Origin of the sequence: Paractinoplanes ovalisporus, from assembly GCF_016834655.1 — a bacterium.
Taxonomy (GTDB): Bacteria; Actinomycetota; Actinomycetes; order Mycobacteriales; family Micromonosporaceae; genus Actinoplanes; species Actinoplanes ovalisporus.
Genome location: NZ_JAENHP010000020.1, coordinates 76988 through 91424 on the forward strand (window position 1 = coordinate 76988; position 14437 = coordinate 91424).

General features: G+C 70.7%; 10 protein-coding genes and 1 pseudogene. 5 read left to right on the forward strand and 6 right to left on the reverse strand.

The window, feature by feature from the left end:
- Window positions 1-175 precede the first annotated feature (175 nt).
- From JIG36_RS39255 to JIG36_RS39265, 3 genes are all read left to right on the forward strand, one after another.
- Window positions 176-511, forward strand: a complete 336-nt coding sequence (locus JIG36_RS39255; protein WP_307873089.1) for a TM2 domain-containing protein — start codon at window positions 176-178, stop codon at window positions 509-511.
- Between the two features lie 357 nt (window positions 512-868).
- Window positions 869-1231, forward strand: coding sequence for a DUF2203 domain-containing protein (locus JIG36_RS39260; protein WP_203381536.1), 363 nt, complete (start codon window positions 869-871; stop codon window positions 1229-1231).
- A 42-nt stretch (window positions 1232-1273) separates the two neighbouring features.
- Entirely contained in the window at window positions 1274-1927 is a 654-nt protein-coding gene (locus JIG36_RS39265) for a hypothetical protein (protein ID WP_203381537.1), read from the forward strand.
- A 131-nt stretch (window positions 1928-2058) separates the two neighbouring features.
- Here JIG36_RS39265 and JIG36_RS39270 read toward each other — a convergent pair whose 3' ends face one another.
- From JIG36_RS39270 to JIG36_RS39280, 3 genes are all read right to left on the reverse strand, one after another.
- Window positions 2059-4581, reverse strand: a complete 2523-nt coding sequence (locus JIG36_RS39270; protein WP_203381538.1) for a DNA gyrase/topoisomerase IV subunit A — start codon at window positions 4579-4581, stop codon at window positions 2059-2061.
- A 14-nt stretch (window positions 4582-4595) separates the two neighbouring features.
- Window positions 4596-6647, reverse strand: a complete 2052-nt coding sequence (locus tag JIG36_RS39275) for a DNA gyrase/topoisomerase IV subunit B (RefSeq protein ID WP_203381539.1) — start codon at window positions 6645-6647, stop codon at window positions 4596-4598.
- A 185-nt stretch (window positions 6648-6832) separates the two neighbouring features.
- A complete protein-coding gene (locus JIG36_RS39280; protein ID WP_203381540.1) occupies window positions 6833-7465 on the reverse strand; it encodes an adenylate/guanylate cyclase domain-containing protein in 633 nt (210 codons plus the stop codon).
- 179 nt (window positions 7466-7644) lie between these two features.
- Between JIG36_RS39280 and JIG36_RS39285 the strand changes: the two genes are divergently transcribed.
- Together JIG36_RS39285 and JIG36_RS39290 are read left to right on the forward strand one after the other, a co-directional pair.
- On the forward strand, window positions 7645-10461 hold the full coding sequence (locus JIG36_RS39285) for a helix-turn-helix transcriptional regulator (protein WP_203381541.1): 2817 nt from the start codon (window positions 7645-7647) through the stop codon (window positions 10459-10461).
- A 168-nt stretch (window positions 10462-10629) separates the two neighbouring features.
- Window positions 10630-11406, forward strand: coding sequence for a DUF5995 family protein (locus tag JIG36_RS39290; RefSeq protein ID WP_203381542.1), 777 nt, complete (start codon window positions 10630-10632; stop codon window positions 11404-11406).
- Window positions 11407-11491: 85 nt separating this feature from the next.
- On the opposite strand, the gene JIG36_RS39295 is transcribed toward JIG36_RS39290, so the two are convergent.
- From JIG36_RS39295 to JIG36_RS39305, 3 genes and pseudogenes are all read right to left on the reverse strand, one after another.
- Window positions 11492-12808 carry a sensor histidine kinase gene (locus tag JIG36_RS39295; RefSeq protein WP_203381543.1) on the reverse strand — a complete coding sequence of 439 codons (1317 nt, stop codon included), beginning with the start codon at window positions 12806-12808 and terminating at the stop codon, window positions 11492-11494.
- A 241-nt stretch (window positions 12809-13049) separates the two neighbouring features.
- Window positions 13050-13736, reverse strand: a pseudogene (locus JIG36_RS39300) (response regulator transcription factor); the annotation flags it as partial.
- Between the two features lie 186 nt (window positions 13737-13922).
- Window positions 13923-14279 (reverse strand): YciI family protein, encoded by a 357-nt coding sequence (locus JIG36_RS39305; protein ID WP_203381544.1) that lies wholly within the window; start codon window positions 14277-14279, stop codon window positions 13923-13925.
- Window positions 14280-14437 lie beyond the last annotated feature (158 nt).

The following is a 14437-nucleotide window of genomic DNA, read 5'->3' on the forward strand; positions in this document are numbered from 1 at the left end:
GTCCGTGACCGAGCCCGCCGACCCTCCGCCGCGCGTGCCCTCTTCACCCGCGGCCCTGCCCTCGGGCGCGGTCCCTCCGTCGGGCGCGATCCCTCCGTCGGGCGCGGTCCCTCCGTCGGGCGCGCCCCTCCCCGCAGGCGCATCCCTCCCCACGAGTGCGACCACTCCTTCGGGCGTGGCCCCTCCCCCGCTGACCGGCATACCCGAGTGGGAGCGCATCCGTGTTCTACGGGCCGAGGCCGAGTTCGATTCCGTACGCAAGGACGCGCGCGTCGCCTACGCCCTGTGGGCCGTCGTGGGTCTCATCGGCGGCCATCGCTTCTACCTGGGCGACACCGGCCGCTCGATCGCCATGCTCTTCACGCTGGGCGGCCTGGGAGTCTGGACCCTGATCGACGGCCTCTTCGTCGGCCGCCGCGTCCGGGCGGTCAACCGGGAGCGCCGGGCCGCGGTCATGTCCCGCTACGGCCTCATCGAACCCAGCGCACCCGTCACCGGGCGTGCCGACTGATCCTCACTGGGCGTGCCAACCGATCCTCACCGCGCGTGCCAACCGATCCTCACCGCGCGTGCCAACCGATCCTCACCGCGCGTGCCAACCGATCCTCACCGCGCGTGCCAACCGATCCTCACCGCGCGTGCCAACCGATCCTCACCGCGCGTGCCGACCGATCCTCACCGCGCGTGCCGACCGATCCTCACCGCGCGTGCCGACTGATCCTCACCGCGCGTGTCGACTGATCCTCACCGGGCGTGTCGGCCGATCCGGCGCACCCGTTGCCGGGCGTGTCGGAAGACCGGGCCCGGGGGCGGAAAAATCCGTCTCCCAGTAGTGGGATCTTGGCGTCGGGGCTGGCAGTCTCTGCACATGGGGCTATTCACGGTTAGCGAGGCCCGGGACGAGCTCGAGCAGCTACGGCCCGTGTTGGAAGAGATCGTGGCGCTGCGTGCCGACGCGGCGGAGCTCGGCGCGGTGGTCGGGGCCGGCGGGCCGCCGACACCGCTGGGCGGAATGCCGGAATGGAAGGCCGCAACGGCGCGGCTGGACGATCTGATGACCGTCGTGCAGCAGACCGGAGCGGTGCTCAAGAGCCTGGCCCCGCTGCTGGTCGACTTCCCGTCCGAGATCGACGGGGCCGACGTGGACCTGTGCTGGCTCGAGGGCGAGGACGGGCTGGACTGGTACCACCGCGCCGACCTGGGGTTCGCCGGCCGCCGCCGGATACCGTGACCTGCGCGATCAGGGTCGACCGGATCTGCGACCCTGATCGCGATGCGCATCGATACGCGGGCCTGGCTGATCGCCCTCACCTGGGCCGTGCCCACGGTGCTCCTCGTGGCCGTGGGCGTCGCCGAGCGGGGTTTCGCCGGCTGCAGCGTCGTGTTCGGTTTGATTCTGGGCTGGACGACGGCAATCGCCGTCAACCGTGCGCTCCATCTGCGCGCGCTCGTACGGTGGGCCGCGGCCGGCCACTGGGTACCCGTCGACCCCCGCTCCCGGCAATGGCCGTGGCACGACCTGCACCTCAAGGGAAGCAGCCGGGTCCGGTTCGCCTGGAGCGGCGAGCTACACGGCATGCTGATCACATTCGGTCAGGTGCGGTGGAAGGGTGGAGCCTTCGGGGCCGCGTCGAGCAGCTTCGAGGGCAACGGGGTCTTCGTCGTGGTGCGGTTGCCGCTGGAGGAGCCGCCGATGGCGATGCGGCTCCCCATGGTCGTGGTCGGCGACTCGCCCCGGCTCGAGCAGCCGCTGCTGCGCCAGTCGTTCCTGGCCGGGGAGATCCCGCCCTTCACCGTGCGCGGCCACGAGCTCTTCACCCTCGAACCCCGCGACTCGTGGCCCGACATCGACTCCGTCAAGCAGGCCGTCCGGCGCGCACTGCGCGTCGTCCACCTGCTCGACGTCGGCCCCGACACGCCCTGGTGACCACTCCAGCGCGCCGCTTCCTCCAGCACGCTGTTTCTCCAGCACGCCCGCGGCGCCGGGCGGGCGGCCGTTCAACACACCGCTACGCCGGGCGCGCGCGGCCGTCCCACGCGCGCCTCGCGATGCCGGCCTCAGCCCCGCTCGATCAGGTGACCGATGATCTGCGGGCCCATGATCACGGCCTCGCCCGAACCGTCGCGGCGGGCGTCCTGGCCGGGCAGGTCGATCGGGTCGCCCGTGTTGCTGGACGCGACCGGCCGCGGACCCACCCACGCCACCGTCAGGCGCGTCTCACCCTTGAGGAACCGCTGCGCCCGCACGCCACCGGTCGCCCGGCCCTTGGCCGGATAGGACGCGAACGGCGACACCTTGACCTGGGTGCCGGTCGAGGTCACCACCATCGGCTCACCATGATCGTTGTCGGCCGTCACCACGGCGTTGAACGAGATCACCTCGGCCTCGGCCGCGAGGTTGACGCCGGCCATGCCGCCACCCTTGAGGCCCTGCGGCCGCACGGTCTTGGCCGGGAAGCGCAGCAGAGACGCGTCGGACGTGACGAACACCAGCGACTCGGCGCCGTCGGTGAGCCACGTGGCCTGCAGAACCTCGTCGCCCTCCTTGAGCGTGATCACCTCGAACTCGTCGGACCGCACCGGCCACTCGGGGGCGCACACCTTGACCACGCCCTGCCGGGTGCCCATCGCGATGCCGGGCGAGCCACCCGCCGTCAACGGGGCCAGGCCGACGACCTTCTCCCCCTTCTCGAGCGGCACCAGCTCGGAGGCGGACATGCCACCACGGATCGACACCGTGCCGATCTGCTCCGGAAGCACCGGCAGCGGCAACACGTCGGTCTTGAAGGCGCGACCCCGGTTGGTGATCAGCAGAATGCGGCCGCGTGCGGTCGAGTGCACCACCGCCCGTACGGCATCGTGCTTGACCCGCCCTGAACGGCGCCGTCCCTCGGTGGCCTCCTCGCTCTCGGCTGCCGTGCGGGCGATCAGGCCCGTGGCCGAGAGGATCACCTGACACGGGTCGTCGGCGACCTCGAGCGGCCCGGCCGGCGCCGACGCGGCCAGCACCTCCTTGAGGTCACCGTCGATCAGCGTGGTGCGCCGGGGCGACCCGAACTCGGACGCCACCTCGGCCAGCTCGTCGGAGACGACCTGCTTGAGCACGTCTTCGTTGTCGAGGATGCGGCTCAGCTCGGCGATCTCGGCCCGCAACCGCTCCTGCTCGGTCTCGAGCTCGATGCGGTCGAACCGGGTGAGCCGCCGCAGCGGGGTGTCGAGGATGTAGGTGGCCTGGATGTCGCTGAGGCTGAACTCCTGCATCAACGACGCCTTGGCGGCCGCCGCGTCGTCGCTGCCCCGGATGATCGCAACCACCCGGTCGATGTCGATCAGGGCGATGAGCAGACCGTCGACCAGGTGCAGGCGGTCCTGCCGCTTGGTGCGGCGGAACTCGGTGCGCCGGGTCACCACGTCGTAGCGGTGCTGCACGAAGACCTCGAGCAGCGCCTTGAGACCCAGCGTCTGGGGCTGACCGTCGACCAGAACCAGGTTGTTGATGCCGAACGACGTCTCGAGCGGAGTCAGCCGGTAGAGGTCGGCCAGCAGCGCCTGCGGGTTCACACCGACCTTGCACTCGATGACCAGCCGGGTGCCGTGCTCACGGTCGGTCAGGTCCTTCACGTCGGCGATGCCCTGCAGCCGCGCCGCCTGCCGCTGCCCGCGCTTCGGGCCCGACACGATCAGCTTGCCCTTCACCTCGTCGGTGATCGCCTCAATGATCTTCTCGGTGCCCACACCGTAGGGAAGCTCGGTGACCGTGATGGCCTGCCGCCCACGCCCGCCCTCGAGCGGCCCGGTCTGGGCCTTGGCCCGCATACGCACCACGCCGCGCCCGGTCTCGTAGGCCCGCCGCACCTCGTCGAGCCCGAGCAGCTGACCACCGGTGGGCAGATCGGGCCCCGGCACGAACCGCATGAGCTTGTCGAGGTTCGCCTCAGGGTTGGTGATCAGGTGCCGCGCCGCCGCCACCACTTCACCGAGGTTGTGCGGAATCATGTTGGTGGCCATACCGACCGCGATGCCCGACGTGCCGTTGACCAGCAGGTTGGGGAACGCCGCGGGCAGAACCTTGGGCTCCAGATCAGAGCCGTCATAGGTCGACTTGAAGTCGACCGTGCCCTCGCCCAGCTCCCCGACCAGCAGCATCGCCTCACGCGACATCCGCGCTTCGGTGTATCTCGCGGCGGCCGGGCCATCGTCGGGCGATCCAAAATTACCGTGCCCGTCGATCAGCGGCGCGTTGAGGGAGAAGTCCTGGGCCAGCCGCACGAGGGCGTCGTAAATTGCGACATCTCCGTGTGGGTGGTACTTGCCCATCACATCACCGACAACTCGGGCAGACTTGACATATGCCCGGTCGGGGCGGTGGCCCTGCTCGGACATCGACCACAGGATGCGGCGGTGTACGGGCTTGAGTCCGTCGCGCGCGTCGGGGAGGGCGCGGGAATGGATGACCGAGTAGGCGTACTCCAGGTAGGAGTCTTCGACCTCGGTGGTGAGCGGGTTGTCGATGACGCGGGCGCCGGCCTGGTCGAAAGCGGACAGGTCGACGCGGTTGTCGGTGTTCTTGCGGCGTGCCATGAAGCTTCGACCTCTCAGGCGTCGATCGTCTCTTGATCGATGCGGCCTGCCGCCTCGATCAGCCAGTTCTTACGCGGTTCGACCCGCTCGCCCATCAGCAGCTCAAGCGTGGCCTCGGCGCGGTCGGCGTCGTCGAGAGTGATGCGGCGGACGGTGCGGGTGGCCGGGTTCATCGTGGTGTCCCACAGCTCGTCGGCGTCCATCTCGCCGAGGCCCTTGAACCGGGGCACCGGCTTCTGCACCTGTTTGCCGCCGCGTTCGATGCGGGCGACGGTCGCTTCCATTTCCTGCTGCGTGTAGGTGTAGAGCGTCTCGCCGTTGCGGCCCTTGGTGACGACCTTGTGCAGCGGGGGCATCGCGGCGTAGAGGCGGCCCTGTTCGATGACCGGGCGCATGTATTTCGCGAACAGGGTGATCAGCAGCGTGCGGATGTGGGAGCCGTCGACGTCGGCGTCCGCCATGATCATGACGCGGCCGTAGCGCATCGCGGGCAGGTCGAACGTGCGGCCCGAGCCGGCCCCGAGCACCTGGACGATGGCCGAGCACTCGTTGTTGTCGAGGACCTGCTGCAGCGAGGCCTTCTGCACGTTCAGGATCTTGCCGCGGATGGGCAGAAGTGCCTGGTATTCGGAGCTTCGGGCCATACGCGCGGTGCCGAGGGCGCTGTCGCCCTCCACGATATAGAGTTCCGATCTTGCGATGCCGGTGGCGCGGCAGTCGACCAGCTTGGGCGGCATCGAGGCGCCCTCGAGGGCGGTCTTGCGGCGGGCCGCGTCTTTCTGCTGCTTCTGGGTGAGCCGCACGCGGGCGGCGTCGACGACCTTCTGCAGTACCGTGCGGGCTTCGGCCTTGGTCTTGCGGCCGTCGATCCATTCTTTGACGTGTTGTTCGACCAGGCCCTGCAGCACGCGGGTGATGCCGGCGGTGGACAGCTCGTCTTTGGTCTGGGAGGTGAACTGGGGCTCGGGGATGCGCACGTGGATGACCGCGGTCATGCCTTCGAGCAGGTCGTCGAGGACGGGCGGGTCTTCCTTGGGTTTGAGCAGGCCACGCGTGTTGCGGATGGCTTCGGTCAGCGCGCGGACGAGGGCGCGTTCGAAGCCCTTGCGGTGGGTGCCGCCGTGCATGTTGCGGATCGTGTTGGTGAAGCATTCCACCGTACGGTCGTAGCCCGTGCCCCACCGGAAGGCGATCTCGACCTCGGCCCGGCGTTCGACATTGGACTGCATCACGCCGTTCTGGTCGGCGGCGTTCTCCTTGTAGGTGCCCTCGCCGGTGACCATGAGGATGCCGGAGACGGGTTTGTCACCGGCGTGGGTGAGGAACTCGACCATGTCGGTGAGGCCCTGCGGGAAGTGGAAGGTCTCGTTCGTGGTCTCTTCGGCGGTCTCGTCACGCAGCGAATAGATCACACCGGGGACCAGGAAGGCCGTGTTGCGCAGCTTGGTGCGGACGGCGTCGACGTCGAGCCGGGCGCCGGTCTCGAAGTAGCGTGCGTCGTACCAGTAGCGGATGGATGTGCCGCTGGGTTCGCCGCGCTTCATCCGGCGGACGACGCGCAGCCCGGACTCGGGATGAAAGCGGGCCTGCGGGCCGGGGCCGTCGAAGGAGCCGGGGACGCCGCGCTGGAACGAGATCTCGTGGACCTTGCCGTCGCGTTTGACTGTGACGTCGAACCGGAGGGCCAGGGCGTTGACCGCGGAGGCGCCGACGCCGTGCAGGCCGCCGGAGGTCTTGTAGCCCGAGCCGCCGAACTTGCCGCCGGCGTGCAGCCGGGTGAGCACGAGTTCGACGCCGTTGAGGCCGGATTTGGTGTTGACGGCGGTCGGGATGCCGCGGCCGTCGTCGTCGACCTGGACCGAGCCGTCGGCGTGCAGGATGACGGCGACCTTGGTGGCGTGGCCGCCCACACCTTCGTCGGTGCAGTTGTCGATGATCTCGTTGGCGAGGTGGTTGACGCCTCGGCTGTCGGTCGAGCCGATGTACATGCCCGGGCGTTTCCGGACGGCGTCCAGTCCCTCCAGGTGCGTGAGGTCATCAGCCCCGTACAGGATTTCCGCGGTCACGAGGTGGCACTCCCGATCGGCCCAAGGTGGTGGTCAGAACGCGGCGAGCCTACCGGGACCCTCCGACAACCTTCGTTCGCCGAGCCGGGACGGCCCTCGCACGAACGGGATGATACGGATAAAAGTTACGGTCGGTGAGCTACGACACGGGTACGAGGGGCTGACGTACCCGTGTCGCTCAGCTTCTAAGCCGCCGCCGGCACCGCGTACAGATGCCGCTTGGCCGAGCGCGCACGGTGCGACTCGAGCGCCCGGAACAGATCGAGGGCGCGGGACTTGCCCGGAACCCGTACGGGGGGAAGCTCTTGGAACGCGATCAGGTCACCGGCCGCCGCCCGGGTCTGCGCGCATGCCACGACGGTGTCGTGCGGCGCGTAGGCCTGCAGTCGGGCGGCCGTGCTGACCACGCTTCCACTGATCATCCCGTGCCCGTAGTCGCGGGTCGCCTCCACGTCGACGATCACGTCGCCGGTGGCGAGTCCCACCCTCGTACGTACGGAGAACCTGCCGGCCAGGAGTTGCCCCCTCAACGCCTCCTGGACCGACAGGCCCACCCGGACCGCCGAAGCGGCCGCCTCCGCGCCGAAGCCGGTGGCGCCGGTGCCGAACACCGCCATCACCGCGTCCCCGACGTATTTCTCCACCACTCCGCCACCCGCGCGGACCACCTCGGACACGATGCCGAAGTAGTCGCGCTGCAACGCGCGGACAACCGCGCAGTCCAGGTCGTCGACCAGTGAGGTGAACCCCACGATGTCGATGAAGAGGACGGTGACGGTCTGACGCCGCTCCTGCTCCGCCATAGCGATTGCGGTCATGTCTTCACGCTCCCCCAGATCACTGCTGTGCCCCGAGAAAGAACGGTGTCAGGCGCAGTCCACTACCGGATCCGCAGAACGACGTATCTCCGACAGTTCTTTCCCCCGTCAGTCATGTGACCGAGAACAGACCGAACCGCCGAGAACGTTCCAGGTCGGTGGGCACTAGGGTGACCTTCATGGCCAGCGAGGAGGAGGACGGGCCACTGGTCGGACGCGCTGACCTGTTGACCCAAATCCATTCCGACCTGCGCAACGCGGGACCGGGGGGAACCTCCGCGGTGTTCGTCACCGGGGAGAGCGGCGTCGGCAAGAGCCGGCTGCTGCGCGAGACCGCCCGGGCGATGCGTGACGCGGGTTTTTCCGTGCTGTCCGGCACCTGCCTCGACATCGGTGACGCCTCGCCGCTGCACCCGGTTCTGCAGGCTCTGCGGCAGTCCGGCCACAGTGGCCGGGCGGTGGCCGCCGACGCCGGTGACCTGCTCGATCGGGTCTCCCGTGATCTGCACGCGGTCGCCGGTGAGCAGCGTCTGCTGCTCGTGCTCGACGACCTGCAGTGGGCCGACCGCAGCACCCGGCAGCTGCTGCTCTATCTGCTGGCCGGCCTGAGTGACGTGAAGATCGCCGTGCTGGCCGCCGTGCGGGCCGAGGCTCTGCAGGGCGCTCACCCGTTGCGCAAGGTGCTCGCCGAGCTGCGGCGGCTTCGGTCCGTACGCGTCGTCGACCTCGCGCCGCTCGACCGTGACCAGACCGTCGAGCTGGTGACCGCGGTCGCCGGTGACACGGTCGAGCCGGAGGACGCCGACCGCGTCTACAAGCGCAGCGGCGGCAACCCGTTCGTGGCCGAGGAGTTGGCCCGTGACCTGCGCGACGGCCGGGTCGAGCTGTCCGACACGCTGCGCGAGATCTTCCTGTCCCGCGTCGACGAGCTGCCGCCGAACGCCCACGCGGTGGTGCACGCGATCGCGGCCGGGGTCGAGCCGACCGAGCACGCCGTGCTGGCCCGGGTCGTGCCGCTGGCCGAGGCCGAACTGATCGAGGCGGTCCGGGTCGCGGTCGCGCACCGGTTCGTGGCCAGCGCCGAAGACGGCTACCGCCTGCGGCACCGCCTGGTCGCCGAGGTGCTGGCGGCCGAGGTTCTGCCGGCCGAGGCGGCGGCGCTGCACCGGCGTTTCGCCGAGGCGCTCGAGGAGGGCGATTCCGGCCCTGACCACGCCCGCCTGTCGCACCACTGGCAGCAGGCGGGGGAGCCGGCCCGGGCGCTGCCCTCGGTCGTCGCCGCGGCTCGGTCGGCCGAGGCTCTCTACGGCTTCACGGAAGCGCATCGATACTGGTCGTCGGCCCTCGAGCTGACCACCGACGAGGCTCCGGAGCGCACCGAGCTGCTGGCTCACGCGGCCGAGTCGGCCCATCAGTGCGGCGAGCATCTGCGGGCGCTGTCCCGGCTCGACGAGCTGGCGTTGCGGGCCGACGCGCCCGGCGGGTGCGACCTGCATCTGCGCCGTGCGCGCTATCTGGCCGCGGCCGGGCGCACGGCCACGGCCGAGCAGGAATACGAGCGTGCGCTGTCGTCGCCGGACTGCTCGCTGCGGCAGCGCGCGTCGGCCGCGGCTTATCTGGCCGAGTTGCTGCTGCACCTGGGCCGTTACGCCGACGCGAACGCGCGGGCACAGGAGGCGCTCGAGATGGCGGAGGTCAACGGCTCGACCGCGGACCTCGTACGGGCGTCGGCCGCTCTGGGTTTCAGCGCGGCGTTCCGCGAAGACCCCGACGCCGGTCTGGCCGTGATCCGGCATGCGGTCGAGATCGCCGAGCGCAGTGGCCACCCCGACGAGCTGGGTGTGGCCTATCTGCACCTCGCGGAGCTGCTCACCGGCCCGCTCAACAGCATCGAGGAGGGAGTGCTGGTCGCCCGCCGTGGTGCGGAGCGGCTGGCCTCGCTCGGGGCCGGCCGCACCTATCAGACACGTCTGCTCGCCATCGCCGCCAAGGGCCTGTTCCGGGTCGGGCAGTGGTCCGAGGCCGACGCCGTGCTCGACGACGCGATGCGGCACCGCCCGTCCGGGGCCGACGCGGTTGAGCTGCTGCTCTCCCGCTGCCAGCTGTGGGTCGGCTTCGGCGACGTCGACGCGGCCCACCGTGACCTCGACGCGGTCGCCACCCTGCTGGCCGGCGGCGGCGCGCGGCACGTGCTGCCGATGCTGACGCTGCGGGCCGGGCTGGCGATGTGGCAGGCCCGGCACGCCGAGGCGCGGGCCGCCGTGCAGCGCGGCCTCACCGAGACCCGCTCCGACGACCTGGTGCTGATCGGGGTGCTGGCCTGGCACGGTCTGCGCGCCGAGGCCGAGGCCCACGCGGCGGGCCAGCCGGTCGACCCGGGTGCGTTGCGGCGGCTCAAGGTGTCGGTCGAGCGGATGGCGGCCGGGGTCGGCAACGCGGCGGCGCCGGTCCGGGCCACGATCGACGGTTATCTCGATCTGTGCGCGGCCGAGCTGAGCCGGGCCGAGGGCCGCCACGAGCCCGACCTGTGGGCGCGGGCGGTGCAGGCGTGGGACCGCCGGCGTCAGCCCTACCCGGCCGCCTATTCGCGGTTGCGGCAGGCCGAGGCGGCGTTGCAGCGCAGGTCACGGCGGGCGGCGGCGACCACGGCGCTGCGCGAGGCGTACGCGACGGCGATCGCGATGGGCGCCCAGCCGTTCCGCAACGAGATCGTCTCGGTGGCCCAGCGGCACCGGGTGGCGCTGGCCGACGATGTGCCCACCGTGCCGATGCCGGCCCCGTCGCCGGCGCTCGACTCCTCCGACGAACTCGGCATGCTGACTTTGCGGGAACGCGAGGTGCTGGCCGCGGTGGCCGAGGGGCTGACCAACCGCGAGATCGGCGAGCGGCTGTTCATCAGCGAGCGCACGGTCGGCGTCCACGTCGGGCACATCTTCGACAAGCTCCAGGTGCGCACCCGCGTACAGGCAAGCCGGGTTTACCTCACCGCGGCGTGACCATTTCGTTATCTTCGGGCGCGGATACGTACGCCTGACTACGTAGATCTACCGATCCCTACGTAGGCCACCTTTGGAAGTCTGTGGCCACGGGGGAGCACCGCCCGGCGGCCACCGTCGCCGGGCGGTGCTAGGGGGCCCTCCGCCGAGGTTTGTGGAGGAGAACCGATGACGCAGTCGGTCTGGGGACCGGCGCAGCAGGAGATGGCGGATCTCCTGGGCAACCACCCCGACGACGTACCCGGCGTGGTCGAGCAGCTGCGTGAGCTGCAGGCCATCCTGACCCGGGTGCCCCCACTGCTGGGCGAGAACCCGCTGTGCGACTTCAACAAGCTCTACCTGACGATCACCGAGGGCGTGCTCGAGCGGCTCTACGCCGGCAAGTTCAAAGACCCGGCGTTCCTGTCGCGGCTCGACGTGGAGTTCGCCGCGCGCTACTTCGACGCGTTGCGGGCCTGGGCCGGCGCCGGATCCAGCCCGCGCTGCCCGCAGGTGTGGACGGCGCTGTTCACCCGCATCCCGGGCCCGGACTGCCGCCCGCTGCCGTCGGCCTGCGCCGGGGTGAACGCGCACATCAACTTCGACCTGCCGTTCGCGCTGGTGACGACGTTCGACCACCTGGGCCGCGACCCGATCGACGACAGCGACCAGCACCACGACTACCTGGAGATCAACGAGATCTTCGCGGAGTCGATCCCGGGGCTGCGGCGTGGCTACCTCGAGAAGTGGCAGCTGCTGATCGACATGATGAACGGCTGTCTCGACGACTGGTGGCAGGGCGAGGCGATCGAATACACGCGGAACGTGGCGTGGCGCAACGCCCAGAAGCTGTGGGGGGTGCGGCACGACATGGCCGCCACCGACCGGGAGCGGACCAGCCTCGACAACACGGCCGCCGGGGTCAACAAGCTGCTGCTCTCGCCGCTGGGAGCGTTCCTCCAGTAGGCCTCGGGCCGGCCGCTCCACCGTTCCTTCTCGGGTCGGCAGCTCCACCCGTTCCTCTTCAGGTCGGCAGCTCCACCCGTCCTCTTCAAGTCGGCAGCTCCACCGTGAACATTGCTCCGCCTTCGGGGGCGTGGCCTGCGGTGATGCGGCCGCCGAGCCGGGTCACCAGGCGGGCCGCCAAGGCCAGGCCAAGGCCGCTGCCGACCTTGCGGATGCCGCGGTAACGCCGGTTGAGGGCGCCCCGGTCGAAGGCCACCTTCAGGTCGTCGTCGGTGAAGCCGGGGCCGCCGTCGCGGACCTCGATGGTGGAGCCCTTCACGGCGAGGATCAGCGGCTGCCCGGCGGGGACGACTCGGAGCGCGTTCTCGCACAGGCCGTCGATCACCTGTCGTACGCGGGCCGGGTCGGTGTTCACGAGCACCGGGTGGCCGGGCAGTTCGACGCGTACGGCCGGGCCGTCGGCGCCGCAGCGGGTCGTCCAGGCCTCCCCCGCGGCGCCGACCAGATCGACCAGGTCGACCGGGACGATGTCGATCGGCAGGTCGGCCGCCTCGAGACGGGACAGCACGAGCAGGTCGGAGATGAGCCGGTCGAGACGCTCGGCCTCGGCCAGCATGGTCGCGCCGGCCTTCTCGGCGCCGTCCGGGCCGACGACGCCGTCGGCCAGCGCCTCGGCATAACCGCGCAGGGTCGACAGCGGCGTACGGAGCTCGTGCGAGACCGACAGCAGGAACTCGCGCTCCCGGCCCTCGCTGACCTGCAACGCGCTGGCCAGCTGGTTCACCGCGTCGGCGAGCTCGGCGGCCTCGGCCGGACCGCTGCGGGAGATGCGCACCGAACGGTCCCCCGCCGTGAGCCGGGCCGCGGCCCGGGCCGCGCGCCGGATCGGGCGGGCGATGAAACGGGCCAGCGCCGCCCCGGCCAGGATGCCGCCGACCAGGCCGGCCAGCAGCGCGATCCAGACCGTGCTCAGAACCCGGCCGGCGGTGCCCTCGGCGACCCGGCGCGTGAGGACGACGCCACTGTTCACCCCGGAGAGCGGACGGCCGGCGACGAACGAGGGGCGGCCGTCGACCATGGCCCGGGTGTCGACCAGGGCGCCGCCGGCCACCTGCCGGATGACCCGGTCGGGCAACCCGGCCTGGTCGACGGCGCCGCGCCGGATCAGATAGACGTCGATCCCGTCGCGGCGCAGGGACTGGACGATCCGTTCGCGGGCGACCGGGCGTTCGGTGGCCAGCAGCTCCACGGCGAGGGCACTCTTCTCCTGCAGCTCGGCCCGCAGCTGGGTGTTGATCGACCGGATCGAGACCGGGACAGCGACGGCCGCCGTGATCAGCACGGCCACGATCGCGGTGGCGACGGTGACCAGCACGACCTGGCCGGTCAGGGTCTTACGCATCTGGTCCCGTGTCTGTCGCGCCCCATCCCGGGCCCGTTGTTCCTCCAGCCGGGCCCGTTGTTCCTCTAGCCGGGCCCGTTGTTCCTCTCGGCGCGTCCGCTGTTCCTCTCGGCGGGCCCGTTGTTCCTCTCGGCGCGTCCGCTGCTCCTCTCGGCGCGTCCGCTGCTCCTCTCGGCGCGTCCGCTGCTCCTCTCGGCAGGTCCGCTGTTTCTCTCGGCGCGTCCGGTGGGTGGCCGGTGGTCGCGTCCGCGGTGTAGCCGACGCCGCGGACCGTGCGGATCAGCGTGGCGGCGTCGCCGAGCTTCGCGCGCACCTGAGCCACGTGCACGTCGACGGTGCGGGTGCCGGCGGCCGGCGCGTACCCCCACACGGCCCCCAGCAGCTCGTCGCGCGTGAACACCCGGCCCGGCCGGACGAGCAGATGCTGGAGCAGATCAAATTCGGTCGGCGTGAGGAAGAGCGGAACCCCGTCGACGGTCGCTTCCCGCCGCGCCGGGTCGAGCCGGAGCGGCCCGAGGGTCCGTACGACCCCACCGTCGGGCGGACCCGCGGCCCGCCGCAGCAGGGCCCGCACCCGGGTGACGAGCTCGCGCGGGCTGAACGGCTTGGTCACATAGTCGTCGGCCCCGAGTTCGAGCCCCAGAATCCGATCCACCTCGTCGTCACGCGCGGTGAGCAGAATGACCGGGGTCCAGTCACCCTCCGCGCGCATCCGCTTCACGATCTCGGTGCCCTCGAGCCCCGGCAGGGCGATGTCGACGATGCAGGCGACCGGCCGCACCTTACGCGCCGCGGCCAGCCCCGCCGTCCCGTCATGCTCCACGTGAACGCCGAACCCGTCCCGGCTCAGATAGAGGCGCACCAGGTCAGCGATCGGCCGCTCGTCCTCGATGACAAGAACAAGTCCCTTACCCGGAGCATCGGTCACCGCACCATTCTGCCGTCCACCCACCCGCGCCAGTGTTCGAGCAACGTAAGGGCTGCGCGATCCCGTCAGTGAGGAGACGCCGTGCGGAGCTCCCGCCGCGCCCTGCTCCCGCGCCGGCCCGCCCGCCGGTTAGGTCGCCGAGCACCTGCGGCGCCAGCTCGCGTAGCAGGTGCTCGGCCCGATCGGTCATTCCGGGTTCGACTCGAACTCGGGCGCCCGGTCGTGCACCTCGCGCAGCTCCACCTGACGCGCCCAGAAAGCCACCCGGCCGGCCAGCTCCACGGCCCGTTCCTCCCCGGAAACGTCGATGATCCAGAACCCGGCGAGCGACTCCTTGCTCTCGGCGTAGGGCCCGTCGGTCACCGCGACCTGCCCGTCGTCGTAGGAGACGGTCTTGGCGGTGGAGGGGAACGCGAGACCGTGGTCTTCGAGCAGCTCGCCGGTCTTGCGCAGCTCCGCGCCGCCCGCGCCGCCTGTGCCGCCCGCGCCTTGACCGCGTGCTCTGACCCCACTCTGGAACGTGCTTTGGAGAGCGTTCTCCAAGAAACTGTTATCCGCCATCGCCGGCGCCGGATACACCCCGATTTGTGTGGCAAGGACGGGCACGACTCGCGGGCGACTATTGACACGCATGAAAGCCCGGCGTAACACTGCGGCCATTCATGGAGAGCGCTTTCCCCAAGGCGTCCCCTACATCCCCA